The 18,092-nt window shown below is 33.8% G+C and carries 19 protein-coding genes; 7 read left to right on the top strand and 12 right to left on the bottom strand.

Annotated elements, in window-relative coordinates:
• The first annotated feature begins 12 nt into the window (after positions 1-12).
• On the top strand, positions 13-1,704 hold the full coding sequence (locus BUC31_RS13080) for an alpha-amylase family glycosyl hydrolase (protein WP_073244851.1): 1,692 nt from the start codon (positions 13-15) through the stop codon (positions 1,702-1,704).
• Between the two features lie 15 nt (positions 1,705-1,719).
• Here the strand turns inward: BUC31_RS13080 and BUC31_RS13085 are convergent, their stop codons facing one another.
• Genes BUC31_RS13085 through BUC31_RS13095 form a run of 3 tightly spaced genes read right to left on the bottom strand, consistent with a single transcriptional unit; the run spans position 1,720 to position 3,313 of the window.
• The gene (locus BUC31_RS13085) at positions 1,720-2,085 is read right to left on the bottom strand and encodes a VOC family protein (protein ID WP_073244853.1); all 366 of its coding nucleotides are present in this window, start codon (positions 2,083-2,085) and stop codon (positions 1,720-1,722) included.
• A 2-nt stretch (positions 2,086-2,087) separates the two neighbouring features.
• Positions 2,088-2,615: an SRPBCC family protein gene (locus BUC31_RS13090; RefSeq protein ID WP_073244855.1), complete on the bottom strand. Its 528-nt coding sequence runs from the start codon at positions 2,613-2,615 to the stop codon at positions 2,088-2,090.
• 41 nt (positions 2,616-2,656) lie between these two features.
• Positions 2,657-3,313 (bottom strand): TrmH family RNA methyltransferase, encoded by a 657-nt coding sequence (locus tag BUC31_RS13095; protein WP_073244857.1) that lies wholly within the window; start codon positions 3,311-3,313, stop codon positions 2,657-2,659.
• A 48-nt stretch (positions 3,314-3,361) separates the two neighbouring features.
• On the opposite strand from BUC31_RS13095, the gene BUC31_RS13100 reads away from it, so the two are divergent.
• Positions 3,362-4,048 carry an SIR2 family NAD-dependent protein deacylase gene (locus BUC31_RS13100; protein ID WP_073244859.1) on the top strand — a complete coding sequence of 229 codons (687 nt, stop codon included), beginning with the start codon at positions 3,362-3,364 and terminating at the stop codon, positions 4,046-4,048.
• Here the strand turns inward: BUC31_RS13100 and BUC31_RS13105 are convergent.
• Positions 4,017-4,490 carry a heme-binding domain-containing protein gene (locus BUC31_RS13105; RefSeq protein ID WP_073244861.1) on the bottom strand — a complete coding sequence of 158 codons (474 nt, stop codon included), beginning with the start codon at positions 4,488-4,490 and terminating at the stop codon, positions 4,017-4,019. The two genes, BUC31_RS13100 and BUC31_RS13105, sit on opposite strands and share 32 nt — an antisense overlap.
• Before the next feature lie 34 nt (positions 4,491-4,524).
• On the opposite strand from BUC31_RS13105, the gene BUC31_RS13110 reads away from it, so the two are divergent.
• The 3 genes from BUC31_RS13110 to BUC31_RS13120 all read left to right on the top strand — a co-directional run bounded on the left by BUC31_RS13110 (position 4,525) and on the right by BUC31_RS13120 (position 7,568).
• Entirely contained in the window at positions 4,525-5,091 is a 567-nt protein-coding gene (locus BUC31_RS13110; RefSeq protein WP_073244863.1) for an adenylosuccinate lyase, read from the top strand.
• Positions 5,092-5,216: 125 nt separating this feature from the next.
• Positions 5,217-6,560 (top strand): adenylosuccinate lyase, encoded by a 1,344-nt coding sequence (gene purB / locus BUC31_RS13115; RefSeq protein WP_073244864.1) that lies wholly within the window; start codon positions 5,217-5,219, stop codon positions 6,558-6,560.
• A gap of 126 nt (positions 6,561-6,686) precedes the next feature.
• The gene (locus BUC31_RS13120) at positions 6,687-7,568 is read left to right on the top strand and encodes a mechanosensitive ion channel family protein (protein WP_073244866.1); all 882 of its coding nucleotides are present in this window, start codon (positions 6,687-6,689) and stop codon (positions 7,566-7,568) included.
• Positions 7,569-7,675: 107 nt separating this feature from the next.
• Here the strand turns inward: BUC31_RS13120 and BUC31_RS13125 are convergent, their stop codons facing one another.
• The 6 genes from BUC31_RS13125 to BUC31_RS13150 form a co-directional block, all read right to left on the bottom strand.
• Positions 7,676-8,485: a mechanosensitive ion channel family protein gene (locus tag BUC31_RS13125; RefSeq protein WP_073244868.1), complete on the bottom strand. Its 810-nt coding sequence runs from the start codon at positions 8,483-8,485 to the stop codon at positions 7,676-7,678.
• A gap of 163 nt (positions 8,486-8,648) precedes the next feature.
• The gene (locus BUC31_RS13130) at positions 8,649-9,188 is read right to left on the bottom strand and encodes a DUF4252 domain-containing protein (protein ID WP_073244870.1); all 540 of its coding nucleotides are present in this window, start codon (positions 9,186-9,188) and stop codon (positions 8,649-8,651) included.
• Between the two features lie 63 nt (positions 9,189-9,251).
• Positions 9,252-9,794: a DUF4252 domain-containing protein gene (locus BUC31_RS13135; RefSeq protein WP_073244872.1), complete on the bottom strand. Its 543-nt coding sequence runs from the start codon at positions 9,792-9,794 to the stop codon at positions 9,252-9,254.
• Positions 9,795-9,907: 113 nt separating this feature from the next.
• Positions 9,908-10,462, bottom strand: coding sequence for a DUF4252 domain-containing protein (locus BUC31_RS13140; protein ID WP_073244874.1), 555 nt, complete (start codon positions 10,460-10,462; stop codon positions 9,908-9,910).
• Between the two features lies 1 nt (position 10,463).
• A complete protein-coding gene (locus tag BUC31_RS13145) occupies positions 10,464-10,901 on the bottom strand; it encodes a hypothetical protein (RefSeq protein WP_073244876.1) in 438 nt (145 codons plus the stop codon).
• Positions 10,888-11,397 (bottom strand): RNA polymerase sigma factor, encoded by a 510-nt coding sequence (locus tag BUC31_RS13150; RefSeq protein ID WP_073245958.1) that lies wholly within the window; start codon positions 11,395-11,397, stop codon positions 10,888-10,890. The genes BUC31_RS13145 and BUC31_RS13150 overlap by 14 nt, the downstream gene beginning before the upstream one ends.
• A 221-nt stretch (positions 11,398-11,618) precedes the next feature.
• Here BUC31_RS13150 and BUC31_RS13155 point away from each other — a divergent pair, with 221 nt between their 5' ends.
• Together BUC31_RS13155 and BUC31_RS13160 are read left to right on the top strand one after the other, a co-directional pair.
• Positions 11,619-13,136 carry a S41 family peptidase gene (locus BUC31_RS13155; protein WP_073244878.1) on the top strand — a complete coding sequence of 506 codons (1,518 nt, stop codon included), beginning with the start codon at positions 11,619-11,621 and terminating at the stop codon, positions 13,134-13,136.
• Positions 13,137-13,163: 27 nt separating this feature from the next.
• Complete coding sequence (locus BUC31_RS13160; protein ID WP_073244880.1) at positions 13,164-14,633, top strand: S41 family peptidase; 1,470 nt, start codon at positions 13,164-13,166, stop codon at positions 14,631-14,633.
• 189 nt (positions 14,634-14,822) lie between these two features.
• Here BUC31_RS13160 and BUC31_RS13165 read toward each other — a convergent pair whose 3' ends face one another.
• On the bottom strand, positions 14,823-16,241 hold the full coding sequence (locus tag BUC31_RS13165) for a DUF5074 domain-containing protein (RefSeq protein ID WP_084135038.1): 1,419 nt from the start codon (positions 16,239-16,241) through the stop codon (positions 14,823-14,825).
• A gap of 2 nt (positions 16,242-16,243) precedes the next feature.
• Entirely contained in the window at positions 16,244-18,070 is a 1,827-nt protein-coding gene (locus tag BUC31_RS13170; RefSeq protein ID WP_073244882.1) for a TonB-dependent receptor plug domain-containing protein, read from the bottom strand.
• Positions 18,071-18,092 lie beyond the last annotated feature (22 nt).

Here is an 18,092-nt window from a genome sequence, read left to right on the forward strand (position 1 = left end):
AATAACAGGGAAATGAAAAACGTATTCTTACTAGGGCTATTATCTATAGCATTGATTTCTTGCCAACCAAAGAGCAAAGAAAAATCAGAAACTATTGCTGTAGTTAAAGATTCAATTGAAACCCCTAAAAAGAATCCCAATTTTCAATGGGAAGCCGCTACCGTTTATTTTCTTCTCACAGACCGATTCAATAACGGAAATACAGCTAACGATCTAAATTTTGAGCGTGACGAAGAAACCGGAGAGCTCAGAGGTTTTTTAGGCGGAGATATTCAAGGCATAACAAAAAAAATCAAAGACGGATATTTCACAGACCTTGGCGTAAATGCTATTTGGTTCACTCCCGTTGTTGAACAAATTCATGGCGCTACAGATGAAGGTACTGGCAATACGTATGGTTATCATGGGTATTGGGCAAAAGACTGGACAGCTCTTGATCCTAATTTTGGAACCGATAAAGACTTAGATACACTAATAAAAACCGCCCATGAAAATGGGATTCGTATTTTATTAGATGTTGTTTTAAACCATACAGGTCCTATCACCGAAAAAGATCCTGTTTGGCCAGAAGAATGGGTACGCACCTCTCCTACTTGTGAATTTACTACATATGAGAATACTACTGCCTGTACATTGGTTGCGAATCTACCTGATATTTTAACCGAATCTGATGCTACTGTAAATTTACCAGATGCCCTTCTAGCAAAATGGAAAAGCGAAGGTAGACTTAGCCAAGAACTAGATGAACTAGAATTATTTTTTGACCGTACCGGCTACCCCAGAGCACCTCGCTTTTATATAATTAAATGGCTAACCGATTACGTTAATAAATATGGTGTTGACGGATTTAGAGTTGATACAGTTAAACATGCCAATGAAAATTCATGGGCAGAATTATACAAAGAAGCATCTTTTGCTTTTGAACTTTGGAAAAAGAAGAATAGTGATAAGGTATTAGACGACAACCCTTTCTACATGGTTGGTGAAGTTTATAATTACGGAATTTCTGGCGGACAAGAATTTGACCTTGGTGATAAAAAAGTAAACTATTTCGATAACGGATTTAAAAGCCTTATCAATTTCGAATTAAAGACGGATGCCCAAAAGGATTACGAAACTATTTTTACCAAGTACAGCAAACTACTACATACTACTTTCAAAGATAAAAGTGTATTAAATTACCTTACTTCTCATGACGACGGTCAACCTTTTGACCAAGAAAGAGCTGACCCTAAAAGAGCTGCAAATGTATTATTGCTTACGCCTGGTGCTTCTCAAATTTATTATGGTGATGAAACTGCTCGTAGTCTAGTGATAGAAGGGACACAAGGAGATGCTACGTTACGTTCGTTTATGAATTGGAATGAGTTAGATAGTTTACCACAAACAAAAGAAACTTTAAGCTATTGGCAGAAATTAGGAACTTTTAGAAATGACCACCCATCTATAGGTGCTGGTATTCATAAAAGAATTTCGAAAGCTCCATATGTTTTTAGCAGACACTTCACCAAAGAGGATTATGTGGATAAAGTAGTTATCGCTTTAGATGCACCAAAGGGAAAAAAATCTATTTCAGTAAAAGGTATTTTTGGTGATGGCACAAAATTATACGATCGCTTTTCTGGAACTGAAGTAACAGTTGACAAAAACAAAGTTATACTAGATAATGATTTTGACGTTGTCTTGTTAGAACTTAATAATTAAGACACCTAATTAATATCAGGCATTAGAATGTACCGCAATTCTATTGCCTTCGGTATCTTTTAAAAGTCCCATAAATCCGTGTCCGTCACCTATTTCGGTTTTGGGCTGTAATACTTGTCCGCCTGCGGCATGAACTTTACCTAAAACTATAGCTGCATCGTCACATGCTAAATAAACCAATACTCCAGTTGTTAAACTAGGAACATATTGGTCATGCTGAACCAAAGCGCCATTTGCCTGACCAACAACTTGTTTATCTGGAAACAGACCCATTACAAATTCTCCAAAATTATTGACTGTAATGGTTACATCTAAAATAGATTCATAGAACTTCTGTGCTCGCTCCATATTTGCGACGGGTATTTCATACCATGCTATCATAACTAACTATTTAAATTATGTTTAAGATTCTGTAATCCTTGTTCAAAGTCTTTACCAACCATTTTATCCATTGACATAAAAAGCATCATAATACTCATAGGAAATTTGTTCTTTCCAGTAAAACCCCATGTCACTTTACTTTTATTTACTTCATGTTCTTCAAGAGTCATATAACAATCAGATTGCGACTTGTAGGGTTTTAAGAAACGTAAATCTTGTTCAATTCGTTCACCTTCTACAATTCTAGTAATTTCTTGTTCCCCTTCACCTACTTCCTTATTTCCGTTCCAATGGCTAGTAGCACCTACTTCACCATCAATCCCGGTAAAAGTAAGTACCATATCAGGGTCTTTTCTTGCCCATGGCGACCATTCTTGCTGTTTCTTTAAAAACTTCAAATGACTCCAAACTTTTTCTGGCGAATGTTCTAATTCTATACTTCTAGAAACTTGATAACTTTTGGGAGCTATTAATGCCAGTAAAATAACTAAGATTAGAACTATTGCAATAATCATGAATACGGTATACATCGGTCATCTAATTAATTGTTGACTAACAAGTTAGTTAAAATTTAATTATCAGACTTATATCTTTCTAGAATGTCATCGATACTTTTTATTGACTTCTTTGTCCAATCTAACCGTCTTTCTAGCATTTCTTCATCTGTCAATTCCCAATCTACATTTGAAGCTTTCAATTGGGTCGTTAAATGCTGAAGTATAATCGCGGCAGAAACAGAAATATTAAGACTCTCGGTAAATCCTACCATTGGTATTTTTATAAAGGCATCTGCGTTTTCTAAAACATAATCGCTTAATCCATTTTTCTCCGTCCCAAAAAACAAAGCCGTTTTACTGTCCAATTTAAAATCTTGTAATAGCGAGCTATCTGCATGCGGACTGGTAGCTACGATTTTGTATCCTTTTTCTCGTAACGAATCAATTACTTGTTTTGAATTTTGATACCGTTTTATATCTACCCATTTCTGCGCGCCCATGGCAATTTCCTCATCTAAATGTTGACCGTTTCTATCCTCTATTAAATGCGCAGTCTGAACACCAAAAGATTCACAACTTCTTACCACTGCACTAGTATTGTGCATTTGAAATACATCTTCTACCGCTACAGTCAAGTAATTTGTGCGTTCAGCCAATATATCAACAAAACGCTGTTTTCTATTTTCTGAAATAAATTCTTCTAAATACTCTAAAAGGTTCACATCAATCATGCCCCCAAGATAAGAAAAGTATATTTTTATAAATATTATTAAAAGCTCATGAAGAACATTGTTGTATTAACGGGTGCCGGAATTTCTGCTGAAAGCGGATTAAAAACGTTTAGAGATGCTAATGGTCTATGGGAAGGGCATGATGTTATGGAGGTTGCCACACCAGAAGGATTTCAAAATAATCCGGAATTGGTATTAGAGTTTTACAATCAAAGAAGAAGGCAGTTGCTAACCGTTGAACCTAATGCTGCGCACAAGGCATTGGTCGCTCTAGAAGCCCATTTCAATGTTCAAATTATAACTCAAAATGTAGATGATTTACATGAGCGTGCCGGTAGTTCTCAAGTTCTACATCTTCATGGCGAATTATTAAAATCAAGAAGTAGTAATTCTACCCATGAATTTTTTGATTGTAAGCAAGATATTTTACTGGGTGACACCTGTAAAAATGGACATCAAATTAGACCGCACATTGTTTGGTTTGGCGAAGCTGTACCATTATTAGAAGAAGCTATAGCTATTACCGAAAAAGCCGACTATTTAATTATCATAGGTACTTCTATGCAAGTATACCCAGCGGCAAGTCTAATCGATTTTGTAAATTTTTCTACACCAATATATTTTATTGACCCAAAGCCAGCGATAACTAATTCTCAAAAAAGTAATTTGACAATTATTACCGAAACCGCAGTAGCCGGAACTCCTACTTTGGTTGCTTCCCTAATTGATAAATAATACGGGTTTGCCTTACCCACTCTACCAATTTATTAACTTCATTGGCCGTAAGCTCTGTATCTTTATGTAACAAGGTGTATTGAGATAATGGCATGTTTCCATCAACGACTTCCTCTTCTATCTCTGCTAATAAATGATCTTTTTTATCTAAAGAATAATTTTCCCATTCAGAAAAATTTAAATGTTCCTTGCCTTCCTTAACGTGATCGGCCAGCAAAAATGAAACCGGAGCAATGTTATTATACCACGGGTAATCTGTATTGTTGCTATGACAATCGTAACAAGAAGTTTCAAAAATATTCTTAAGTTCTGGCGATGGGTTCGTCTGCTTTATAAAAGCTTCTGTATGGTTACCTGTAGCAATATTTTTTGTAGGACTGAAAAACTGTATAGCAACAAACACTAAAACAACACCTAGGCTAATTTTTTTTAGTAATTTCATATTTGGGGGAAATGAAAATTAAAGATACAATTTTATGAATAAGGAAGAACTTTATGAAGCATTGAATTATGTAAGCGCTTCTAGAGAAAACCGAATTAAAATGGCATTTAAAATTGAAGATAATCCTCATTTAATTCCTATTCTTATTGAGATAATCAAAAATGATATAGATCCCATATCATGTAAGGCTGGTTGGGTTTTAGAAAGTATTTCGAAAATAAATCTAATACCAATTATAACAAACCTTGATGTATTCATCGATTCGTTAAAACATATTTCATTAGAATCATCTGTTCGCCCGGCTTCAAAAATTTGTCAGTTATTGGTGATAAACGAATTTTCTAAAAAGCCTGAAAAACTAAAACAAAAGTTGACAACAAAACATTTAAACACCATTACTGAAGCTGCTTTTGACTGGCTCATAGGTGATTATAAAGTTGCCCCAAAAGCATACTCAATGACCACTCTTCTTTTAATAGGTAGAAAAATAAGTTGGATCCATCCAGAATTACAACAAATACTTAAACAAAACTACGAGAGCGGTAGCGCTGCATACAAGGCAAGAGCCAGAATGACCTTAAAAGTTCTAGAAAAAAAGTAGCACATTTAAGAACCTTGGAAAATTGTTCATTAAATCATTGTATTTGACCATAACTTAAAGTACTTATGGTTTTAAACTTTGATACGATTAGGTATATTTGCCCCTTATTAATTTAACCAATCATTATGTCTCTTAATGCACTAAATGCCATTTCACCAATTGACGGTCGTTATAGCTCTAAAACCAAATCTTTATCTGCTTACTTCTCTGAAGAAGCACTAATAAAATATAGAGTTAGAGTAGAAATAGAGTACTTTATTGCACTTTGTGAAATTCCTTTACCACAACTTTCTTCTTTTGATACGTCAAAATTTGATACCCTTAGAGATATTTACCTTAATTTTTCTACTGAAGACGCCGAAGAAATTAAAGAGATAGAGAGAACTACCAATCATGATGTTAAGGCGGTTGAATACTTTATTAAAAAAGCTTTCGATACTTTAAATTTATCAGAATATAAAGAGTTCATCCATTTCGGGTTAACTTCTCAAGACATTAATAATACAGCTATTCCGCTTTCTATTAAGGAAGCAATGAATGATGTTTATGTACCTCAATACTTTGAATTGTTAGAGAAACTTGATGTTCTTACTTTAGAATGGTCAGACATTCCTATGTTGGCAAGAACACACGGTCAACCAGCATCTCCTACCCGATTAGGAAAAGAAATTATGGTTTTCGTAGTTCGTTTAAAAGAGCAGTTCAATTTATTAAACGATATACCAAGTGCAGCCAAATTTGGTGGAGCAACAGGTAATTTCAACGCACATTTAGTAGCCTACCCTAGTATTGATTGGAGAGCCTTTGGTCAAAAATTTGTTCAAGAAAAATTAGGTCTTCAACATTCATTTCCTACAACGCAGATTGAGCATTATGATCACTTAGCAGCTTTGTTCGATGGTCTTAAACGCATCAATACTATTATATTAGACCTTGATCGCGATTTTTGGACATACGTATCAATGGACTATTTCAAACAAAAAATTAAAGCAGGTGAGGTTGGTTCATCAGCTATGCCACATAAAGTTAACCCTATAGATTTTGAAAATTCTGAAGGAAATCTTGGTCTTGCTAATGCAATTTTTGTACATTTATCCGCGAAGCTACCTGTTTCTAGATTACAAAGAGATTTAACTGATAGCACAGTTCTAAGAAATGTTGGTGTTCCGTTTGCCCATACCATTATCGCTTTTCAATCTACTCTAAAAGGTTTAAACAAATTACTTTTAAATAAAGAGAAATTTGAGCAAGATTTAGAAAACAACTGGGCTGTTGTTGCAGAAGCTATTCAAACTATATTAAGACGAGAAAGCTACCCTAACCCGTATGAAGCTTTAAAGGGACTTACACGTACAAATGAGAAAATTAATAAGGATTCTATTGCCAACTTTATAGATACTTTAGAAGTTTCTGATGAAATTAAAAAGGAATTAAAGCAAATATCTCCAAGCAATTACACCGGTATTTAAGCCAGTTTTAATGCATTAAAACTTTTCTTTTGTTCATATACTTCATATCGCCCGTTTAGGGCGATATGCATTTTAATTTGTTATTCATACTTTATATATTTCCGATGAAAGCAAAATTAAAAGTAAATGCAAACAAATTTCTCAGTTGAAGAATCGGTAAGTAATTTATGGAATAAATTAGATGGTTGGTTAGAATCTATCATTCTAAAATTACCAAATATAGCCATGGCTGTTTTGGTAATGTTTTTATTTTATTTTCTAGCAAGAGGAATACGCAAAGTTCTTAAACGAACCGTTCTAAGAAAAATATCTCAAGTATCTATTCAAGAAATAATTGCCAAAGTAGTTTTTGTAGTTATAATTTTAATTGGCTTTTTTATAGCTTTAGGTGTTTTAGATCTCGACAAGGTATTAACAAGTATTTTAGCTGGTGCAGGAGTAGTTGGTTTGGCAGTAGGTCTAGCTTTACAAGGCACTTTGAGCAATACTTTTGGCGGTCTTATTCTTTCTTTTATGCCTCAGCTTAAAATCAATGATTTTATTTCTGCAGATGGGGTTTCCGGTTTTGTTACCGAAATTAGTTTACGAAACATCATTCTTAAAAAACCCGATAACAATGTAGTAGTTATACCAAACTCTAAATTCATTGATGGTTCATTCACCAATTATTCAATGAATAAGAGAAATAGAATTTTTGTTAATTGTGGCGTTGGTTACGAAAGCGATTTACAAATGGTGGAAGACTTAACAGTTAAAGTTATAGCTGATAATTTTAAACAGAATGATGACGAAGATGTGGAGTTCTTTTTTACAGAGTTTGGCGATAGCTCTATCAACTTTATGGTCCGTTTTTGGGCAGACTGTGTTAATGTAAAACAAGAACATGCCGCAAGGCATAAGGCTATTAAAATAATCAAGAAACGGTTTGATGAGCGTGACATTAATATTCCGTTTCCAATTAGAACATTGGACTTTGGGAAAAACAATTTGCAAATTGCAAAAGAGTAAAATACATTGAGGAAAGCCACAGCGTATTTAAATCTCTATTATCGAGTAAAATAAAAAAGCCCGTTGAGCAAGTTCAACGGACTTTTACTAACTAAATAGACTAAATATTATTTATTGATTTGAACTTCGTGCGGGTAAGGAATTTCAATACCTGCAGTATCTAATGCTTTCTTAGTTCCTTCAATGGTTGCAAAATAAACATCCCAAAAATCTTCTGGCTTACAGAAAGGACGTACAGCTAAGTTTACAGAACTATCTGCCAATTCAGATACATTTACTGAAGGAGCTGGATCTTGTAATACTAAAGGGTTTGCCTTTAACATTGCCAATAACACATCTTTTGTTTTTTGCAAATCAGAATCATAAGCTACACCTACAGTTGTGTCAACTCTTATTTTACCTTCTGCAGTATAATTTACTATGTTACCGTTTGCCATTGCACCATTTGGAACAATTGCTAACTTATTTTCTGGTGTTATCAATTTAGTTGTAAAAATCTCAATCTCTTTTACATTACCTAATACACCTTGTGCTTCTATCAAATCTCCAATTTTATAAGGCTTAAAAATGATAAGTAAAACACCACCTGCAAAATTAGAAAGAGAACCTTGCAAAGCAAGACCAATAGCTAAACCAGCTGCTGCAATTACTGCTGCAAAACTTGTAGTTTCAACACCTAAGGTTGAAATAACTGTGATAATCAAAAATATTGTAAGTGCCCATTTCACTAAACTTAACAAGAACTTCTGCAATGATTCATCGTAATCCTGCTTGGTCATCCCTTTTCTAGTGACACCAATTAACTTTTTTATAACCCAAGAACCGATTATATATATTAATATGGCCATCAGAACCTTTGGTCCATATTCCATTGCCATTCCAATTCCTTTGTCAATCCATACTTGTGCGTTTTCCATTTTAAAATGTTTGTTTAGGTTGTTTGTATATAACTCTCACTTATTATGACACCAATTTTCTTGATTGGTCACATCGAAAATTTATATAAACAACTATAATCGCAAACAAAAAGCCCACTACATTTACGTAGTGGGCTGTATATGTATTAGTTATAATTAAAAATTAGCCTTTTAACAAATCTCCAAGTTTCTCTAATCCTTCCCCATCAAAATCAGATTTCTCCATTGCTTTTATTAACTGAACAAAACTAGCAGGGTTCATATCATCACCTAGTACACGAACCAGAATTAATCCTTTTTCATCATTATCACCATAAATTACTAACTCGTCTATGGTATCATCATCACCCTTTAACTGCAAGGTTGCTTTACCCATTGCCGTATTTATTTTCATAAGCTCGCTATAATCATCATCTTTTAAAATCAACTTTATAGCTGCTTTTTGAGCTTGATAATCAGCCTCATTTGTGTCCTTTTTTTGAAATGCTAAGACATTCAACTTTTTAAGTGATGAGACCGCTTCCATTTCCGAATTACTCAAATTTGATTTTTCCAAATCCAAGAGACTAGAAGGCAAATCAAAAGACATGAAATTAGGATTCTCTGCACTTGCAATATAATATTCTTGTAAACTCTGTTCTGATGAACATGATGAAATGGTAAAACCTAATATCAACATTATCATTAAATATACTTTTTTCATACTATTCTTTTTAATTACAAAAAAGGTCCCCCTACTAAAAAGAGGACCTTTTTCAAATATGTTTTATTTACCCGATGCTTTATTTAAATCTTTTGGCAAATCCATTTTATTGGTCAAAGTACCTATCTTATTTAAATCAATATCACCGGTAAGGCTAACTAAAACTGTTTCAAGTTTACGCCCATTATGCCCTACATCTACATTCTCTAAACCACTAACGAACATTAATAATTCCGATACGTGATCTTTCTTTTTTCCGTCTTTCACATAAAACTTAACATTAACGTCCTGATCTTTTACGCGCATTAACTCTTCTAACTTGGACGACTTAAGATATTTTTTGACGGTTGATGTCATATCTGCAGTTACTGAAGCATCTTCGGTCATGAACACCTTTACATTTCTTAGTCCGCTAGCTACATCTATAAACTCCTTTGCCTCTGCGTCATCGCTCATGCCGCCTAATTTAGAAACTAGGTCGATCATACCTTTGTTTACAATTACTGACCCTACATTATCCATATTTTCATATTTGTCAAATACAGACTGTGAAAATCCAAATACGGGTAAAATTGCCATTAAAATTACTACTGCTGCTTTTCTCATGATTGTTGTTTTTAGTGCCGCTACCCAATTTAGGCTTTGGCGATTGATGAATTGATGAATTTTTGTTTTCGAAAAAGTGCCAAATTTAAGGGGTCAACACTTTTTAATACTATTTAGTTCCCCTTCTTTGCTGCTTTGCCTAATTGGTCTCCACCTGGCAAATCCATTTTATCGGTCAATTTCGAAACTGATCGTAAATTAATATCTCCGGTCAAGGACAAAAGAACAGTTTCTAACTTTTTACCATTGATATCTATATCCATATCTTTCATACCGGTTACAAACATTAATAATTCTTTTACATGGTCACTATCCTTACCTTCTTTAACGTAAAACTTTACATTAGAGCTACCATCACGCACCCTCATTAGTTCTTCAAAAGAAGAGCTGCTCAACCTTTTTGTCACCCAACTATCTACATCTTTAGAAATTGCGGCGTCTTCAGTGGTAATTACTTTAAAACTTGTAATAGAGTTTACGAGCTCAAAGAATTCTTTTGCTTCTGGATCATCTGAACTTACGCTCATTTTACCCAACATTTGAAACATTTTTGGCTGCATGGCAACAAAGGTCACCTTATCATTATCCTCATATTTCTCAAAAATATCTTGAGCGTTGATTATTACGGGAGCTAACACCAAAAGCGTTAATACTAGTATCTTTTTCATTTTAATTGTTTTTCGTTAAAAATTTATTCGTTGTTTTCTCAAATTCCTCTAAATAATACAGTTGCTCTGTACCTTTATTAAAATTCATTGCTAATAAGGCTAGAGCCTCTTTTGCAGATTCTATTTCCTCTGGTGTATACTCATCTGCTAAAGTTACTGGAGCCGGTGTAGGCTGATAAAAATATAGCCCCACCATAAAGACTGCTATCGCTGCAACGGATACCCATTTCATATAATTTTTTCTAGGTTTTAATGGTACCTGCTTTGTAAAGCGTTCTTCCTTTGCTTTAGAAAAGTAATTAAACAAAGGTGCATGTTGCTCTAAATGAGGAGCAATGTCATCCCCTGAAAAATAAGTTCTAAGCGTTTCTTCTTCAGCAACTGTTGTAGTTGCTTCAAAATACTTTTCTATTAATTTTTCTATGTTATGCAATTCCATAATTATGCTTTTCCATTAATTTTTCCCTAACGGTTTTTCGAGCTCTTGACAAAGCTACCCGTATGGCCGTCGGTTTCATATCCAACAATTTTTCTATTTCTTCGTATTCATATTGTTCTACATCTCGCAATTGTAATACCATTTTTTGCTGCTCTGGTAATTCTGCCATTATTCTTTCTACCCAATCGATGCTATCTTTTGCTTCTAATTGACCTTGTAAAGACGTATTTGCGTCTGTATAATTAGTATGCACCAATTTCAAATTTCCGGCTTGCTTAGATTTTAGTCTATCCAAACAAAAGTTTTTCGTCATTGTCATTGCAAAAGCTTCTACATTGTTATAGCTACCTATTTTATTCTTCTTGGACCATAACTTTATTAAAATCTCTTGTGTTGCATCTTCAGCTTCTTCTGTAGACACCAACAATCTTTTGGCCATACGGAACAACTTATCCTTAAATGGTAATACAGTATTTAAAAACTCCGTTTGTTTCATTTTGGTTTGGCTGTTCGTAAACTTTCTCATCGGTTTACAAAAAGAAGACGATACTGAACGATTTTTGTTACAATTAATTTTTATTTAAATGACTTGTAAGTAAATTTAACATCCTTATACTAATTATATACGTACTTACTTAAACGTTTATTTTCAGTATACTAATGAATGTTCTACTATTTGAATATTCATAACCATACATTATAATTTAAAAAGAAACTATGAAAAAATTTTTCTTGTCCCTCCTTTGTTTAGGATTTGTTGTTACCTCTTGTAATAACGATGACGATACTGTTATTGAAGAAGAAGAAGAAGTTGAAACCCCTGAAGAGGAAGTCGCAGAAGTTGATATTGAGGTACAAAACTTTTTTTGGCAAACACTTAATCTCTATTATTTCTGGCAAGGTGATGTCCCAGATTTAGCAGATGATCGTTTTGATACACAGACCGCCTATGAAGAATATTTATCCGAAAATTCTCAGCCGGTAGATTTTTTGGAAAACAAACTCTTATTTTCTGAAGACAGATTCACTTTTTACAACGAGGATTATACTCAATTAGTAAACAGTTCTGCTGGTGTTTCTAAAAGTAACGGCCTACAATTTGGTTTAGGTCGTATTACAGGTACAGACGATTTATTTGGTTTTGTAGAATATATTGTTAAAAATTCTAATGCATCTGGTCAAGATATAAAAAGAGGAGATCTATTTATTGGTGTTGACGGACAGACGCTAACCGTAGATAATTATATTGATTTGCTTTTTGGTGATAACGACACCTACGCTCTAAATATGGCTGAAATTGTCGATGGTGGTATTAGTGCTAGTGACAGAAAAGTTACTTTAACCAAATCTGAAGGCTTGGTTGAAGACCCTATTCACGTAAGTAATGTCATTACTTCTGGTGATAAAAAAATTGGTTATTTAATGTATAATCAATTTGTTTCTGGTTCTGAAGATACTATGAATGCAGTATTTGCAGATTTTATTGCACAAGGTGTTAACGATTTAGTATTAGATTTAAGATACAACCCAGGTGGTAGAGGTTCTACAGCTGCCGTTCTTGCCAGTTTAATAAAAGGTACAAATACATCTGACTTACTTTACAAGACTGTGTACAACGCAAAATTACAAGCGGAGTTCGGTAGTTCTACAGAAAATTATTTTGTTAGCACAACAGGAGCTTTTGACGGAAATTCTGATGCACCTTTAAATACATTAAATTTAAATAGAGTTTATATCATTGCAACAGAAGGTTCTGCTTCTGCTAGTGAGTTGGTAATGGTTGGTTTAGAACCATATATAAATGTTGTTCATATAGGTGGTACTACTGTTGGTAAAAATCAAGGGTCAGTTTTATTTGTGGATGATCCAGAAGGTGGTAATGTTTATGATGCTGAAAGAGTTGATAATATTAACCCAAATGTGCAATGGGGACTACAACCTATTATCAGTCAAGTTGAAAATAGCGCTGGGTTTACCGATTATGTAGATGGTTTAGTACCTGATATTGAACTTCCTGAAGATGTTACCAACCTAGGTGTTCTTGGTAATGCCGATGAACCTTTATTTGCTAGAGCTATTCAAGAAATTACAGGTGTCAGCGGCAAAAGAAATTTTGACGTGCTTATGCCTGCAAATGTGGTTTCTAGTTCTAAACTTTACAATCCTAGAAATACGGTACTGTTATTGAACAATAGTATGCCTGTTTCTAAAATTCCTGTTGCTGAAAAGAAATAAATCTAAAACATTTCAGTTTCCCTATTTATGAAGAAGATATTAATATTATTAGTTGCTGCAATTACATTCTCGTGTTCTAAAGATGACGATTTATCTTTACCGAACACCGTAGACCCAGATGGCTCCGCAGATGTCGAAGTCCAAGATTTTATGTGGAAATCCATGAATTTTTGGTATTTCTGGCAAGCAAATATAGATGATTTGGCAGACGACCGTTTTGAAAGCACCGAAGAAGGCAAAGCTGAATATACTGCGTTTCTTGATTCTGAAGAAAATCCTGCTGCATTTTTTGAAAATAAATTACAGTACATAGAAGATCGCTTCAGTTTTTACAATGAAGATTATAGAGAGCTTACTAATTCGCTCGCAGGCATATCTAAAAGTAATGGTCTAGAATTCGGACTAGTTCGTTTTCAAGACAGCGAAGATATTTTTGGCTTCGTTCGTTACATTGTGCCTAACTCAAATGCAAGTACTGTAGAAATTCAACGTGGTGATTTATTTACCGGCGTTGATGGGCAAACATTAACCACATCTAACTATATTGATTTGCTTTTTGGGGAAAACGATACTTACACCTTGAATATGGCAAATTTTGACAATGGTAATATTACACCGAACGACGTGGAAGTTTCGCTTACCAAACAAGAAGGTCTAGCTGAAAATCCTGTCTTTTTAGCTAAGTCTTTTACAATTGCAGGTGAAAATATTGGCTACATCATGTATAACCAGTTTACTAATGAATATGATGATGATTTGTATTCAGCGGTAGAAGATTTAAAATCTGCCGGAATCACAAATCTTGTAATGGACTTACGTTACAATCCTGGTGGATCTGTAAATACAACTCGCTTATTGGCTAGTATGATTTATGGTACCAATACATCTGATTTATTCCTAAGAAAGAGATATAACGATAAACTTCAAGAGCAATTTAATGACAGCCAATTAGAAATTAATTTTGCAGATAAGGTAAATGGAAAAAACATTAACACTTTAGGATTAACTAAATTATACGTATTAACTTCTTCTAGTTCTGCCTCTGCAAGTGAATTGTTGATTAACAGTTTAGAACCATATATGGATGTCATACAGATTGGTGATGTTACTAGAGGAAAAAATGAGTTCTCTACTACCCTAGTTGATGACCGCGATAATTCTTATTTGTACACTCCATCAAGAGTAAACAATATTAACCCAGATAATCAATGGGCTATTCAACCTTTAATAGGTAGAAATGAAAATGCTGATGGTTTCTTTGACTTTACAAGCGGTTTACAGCCAGATTATGAGTTGAAAGAAGATTATAGCAACCTTGGTATTTTAGGCGAAGAAAATGAGCCATTACTAGCAAAAGCAATTGAATTGATTACAGGCGCTACAGGCAAACGTGATTTTACAGTACACTATCCTATCAATATCATAAGCAGCTCTAAAGAGAATAGTTTGATGAGTGATAAAATGGTAGATGATACGGTTTATGATTTAGAGTTCTAAATTTAATCCAATACATTATTTAAAATGATAGCTGCAATATTGCGCTAATAAATACAAGAATTCTTGAAGCCAAGAAACGATTTAAAAAAAGCTGAACAATGATAACATTGTTCAGCTTTTTTAATTATTAAAATTTTACGATAATCTTTTTTATCGATTATTTTAAATCGTTGATTTTTTAATTAGATCTTATCTTGCTGCTGTTTCGTTATTATATATTCCTCCTGGAATGATAGAAACTGTTTTAGAAGCTAATAAGGTATTATCGGATAAATCATAAACCTCTAAAGAACCATTGCTGACAAAATCTTTGGCATCTACCCCATAAAGTTTACCATCAATAACAGCCATATCATAAAAACTTAGACCTTCAATTTCCGCAGTTGTTGGCAATACACTCGCTGTAGTATCCATAGCATACACAGACCCACCAAAGTAATAATAAAGAGTAGCTCCATCAATTTCTAAATTACCTGGATGTTCCGTAACTGCATAACTTATAGTTGTTGTAACTGTATTATCCGTAGTATTAATATTATCTATTTGTCCAGCAGTCTCATTTCCAGTCCAAGATGGATTTCCACCTGATAAAACCCAAAGATTTCCACTAGCATCTAGTTGCATTGAATTAGGGCGATCACCAACTGTAATGGTTGTAGTAACAGTATTTGTTGTAGCATCAATTACAGTAACGCCGTTATTTTGATTGAAACCTCCTTGGAGCGCTACATAAATGGTATTATCCTTCGCTATAATTTTCTCTGGCCCTTCCGCTACTGAAATAGTAGATTCAACGGTATTTGTTTCCAAGTCAATCACGGCAACATAATCATCATCAGGATTAGAACCGTCTCCCCAATTTGTAACATATCCTTTACCATTAGCTATAGCCATATAACGAGGGTTTAAAAAATCTGTCTCGCTCGGTCCTCCAATAGTGGCAACAGATTCAAAAGTATAACGATTTACAACTTCTATCTTCTGAGAACCATTCATTACTATATAAGCCATATTTTCATAAAAAGACATACTCTGTGCATTGTCTCCTAATGCATCTGCATCATTGACAGTTTTAAAAATATCGTTTTCCACTGTCGTTAAATCATCCGAAACAAAAGAAATAGAAGCGTTTCCTTGCATAAAGTTTCCTTCATGAGAAACTAATATCCCATTTTCAAATGGGTAAGAATCATTATCTGTAATTGTTAATATCAAAGAACTATTAGCTCCCATAATATCCTCACCACTACTTGTAGATGTAATAGTAAAAATCACCTCTTCAGAAGATTCTACCTCTGTATCATCAATTAAAAGTAAATTTTCTTGTACTGATGTTTCCCCTGCTGGTAAAACAACCGACCCTGATAAAGATTGATAGTCTTCCCCTACTGTGGCTGTTCCTGTTACTTCATAACTAATGGTTACATCCATAGCATTTACGCTAGTAGTACTGATCGTTATTTCTACTGTCCCTTCTCCCTCATCATAAGTATCTTCTGTTGTAGATATCCCTATTGTTCCTGGTGTTGGCATATCATCATCATCACTACAAGATGTAAGTATAAATGAGGCGAAAGCCGCTGTTAACATAAAGTGTTTCAATTTCATTTTTAAAAATTTAATATTAATTGTGTTTGTATATTTCTGTTGGGCATTGGACGCAATGCTACGTTTTCGTAGTACGTATTAAACACATTGTTAATCGTAACTCCTATGGTATATTTTAAATCTGTTTTCAATATATCTGCCGTATAAGTTGCTCCAAGATTAGCTACTTGATATTCTTTTAACTCCCCACCAACAATAGATACAGCACCATTAAATAAATGCTGGTAAAACAAATTTAAGTCCGCTATTCTATATTCCAGTGAACCGTTTGCCCTATGGAATGGCACATAAATTAACTGCTCATTAGTACTCTTATCTTCTGAAACGGTATAGGCATAATTCGTCTTAATGCCTAGTTCTTGGTTTTTACCTAAAGAATAATTTGCTTCTATTTTGGCCTCCGCTCCGTAAATTTCCACATCCTCTATATTTATAGGAGACCAAAACCCATCATTATTAGGCAACCATTTAATCATATCTTTTGTTGAAATATAATACCCGTTATATTGCATAGAAACTGCCCCTATATTTAATATATTCCCAAAATCTAATTGGTATGATTTTTCAGGAACAAGCTCTAAATTTCCACCAGGTTGCCAGTACAAATCATTAAAAGTGGGAGTCCTAAAATTTTTAGATGCATTTATCTTAATCTGGTAATTGTCAGTAAGACTATAGTTTCCATCGAACGAAAAAACCAAAGGACTTGAGAAATCTGAAGAAAAATCTTGCCTAACACTTAAATTGTAGGCGATTTTAGATGAAATAATATGTTTTATAAGGGCTGTTGCAGAAAAATCATCCCTTTTTGGACTTCCAAAACTATCTCCTGCACCTTTGTAGTTATTATATTCTAAAAAAGAGTTGACTCTAAAAAATTTGGAAAGTTTATAATCCAAAGAATATCTTGCTAAAAAATTAGACACTTTCCCAAAAGAATAAATATCTGCATCTTTATTCTCAAAATATTTATATTCTTCTTGTAAGTAGGCTAGTTTTACTTTAGATATCGCCTTGGTTCCAAAACGCTCCCACTCTACCTGAGTTCTGTACTGGTTATCTTTATACTTACTTCTTCCTAAAACCACCAAGTTTCCCGAAAAATTTCTATCACCAATAAAAGTTTGATGGTATAACTTCAATATCTGATTTTCAGAAAGAACATAACCAATATTCCAATTTAAATTTAGATTATTAAACTCGCCATTCTTATTCTCTTTACCAGTATTTAAATACTTGTAATTGTTATCTGATGCATTATAATTTACCCCTAAACTGTAGGAAATTAATCGACTACCAAACGTTTGATTATAATTTATTTTTTTTGTTTGAAAACTTTCATAACCTATAGAAACCTGATTATCAAAATGTTCTTTAAATAGTAAATCATTATTTAAATGAATACTACCTCCTATAGCTCCTGAGCCATACTGCACGCTTCCACCACCACTACGAATACTTACAGAGTTATAGTTAAATGGGTTTATGGTATTAAAATCTACTTGTCCGTTTAACTGTGAGTTTATATTAATACCGTTCCATACAACAGCGGTATGCGACGCATTGGTTCCTCTAAAGGCAGGGGAAGAAACCATTCCAAATCCATTCTCTTTGAAATAAATGTTAGAATTAAATGCCAGTAACGAGGTAAGAGATCCGTTAGCACGTTGTATAATACTATCTTGTATTACAGTTACTTTATATCCTTCGGCATATTGCTTAATTCTACTATCGGACACCACAACTTCATCCAACTTTAAAATGGAATCTCGTTGTGCATACCCAACTGTAGCACAAAATACTAGTACTATTGAAATTAATTCTTTCATCACAACAACGACTTTTTACCCG

It is taken from the genome of Maribacter aquivivus, from assembly GCF_900142175.1.
Classification (GTDB): Bacteria; Bacteroidota; Bacteroidia; order Flavobacteriales; family Flavobacteriaceae; genus Maribacter; species Maribacter aquivivus.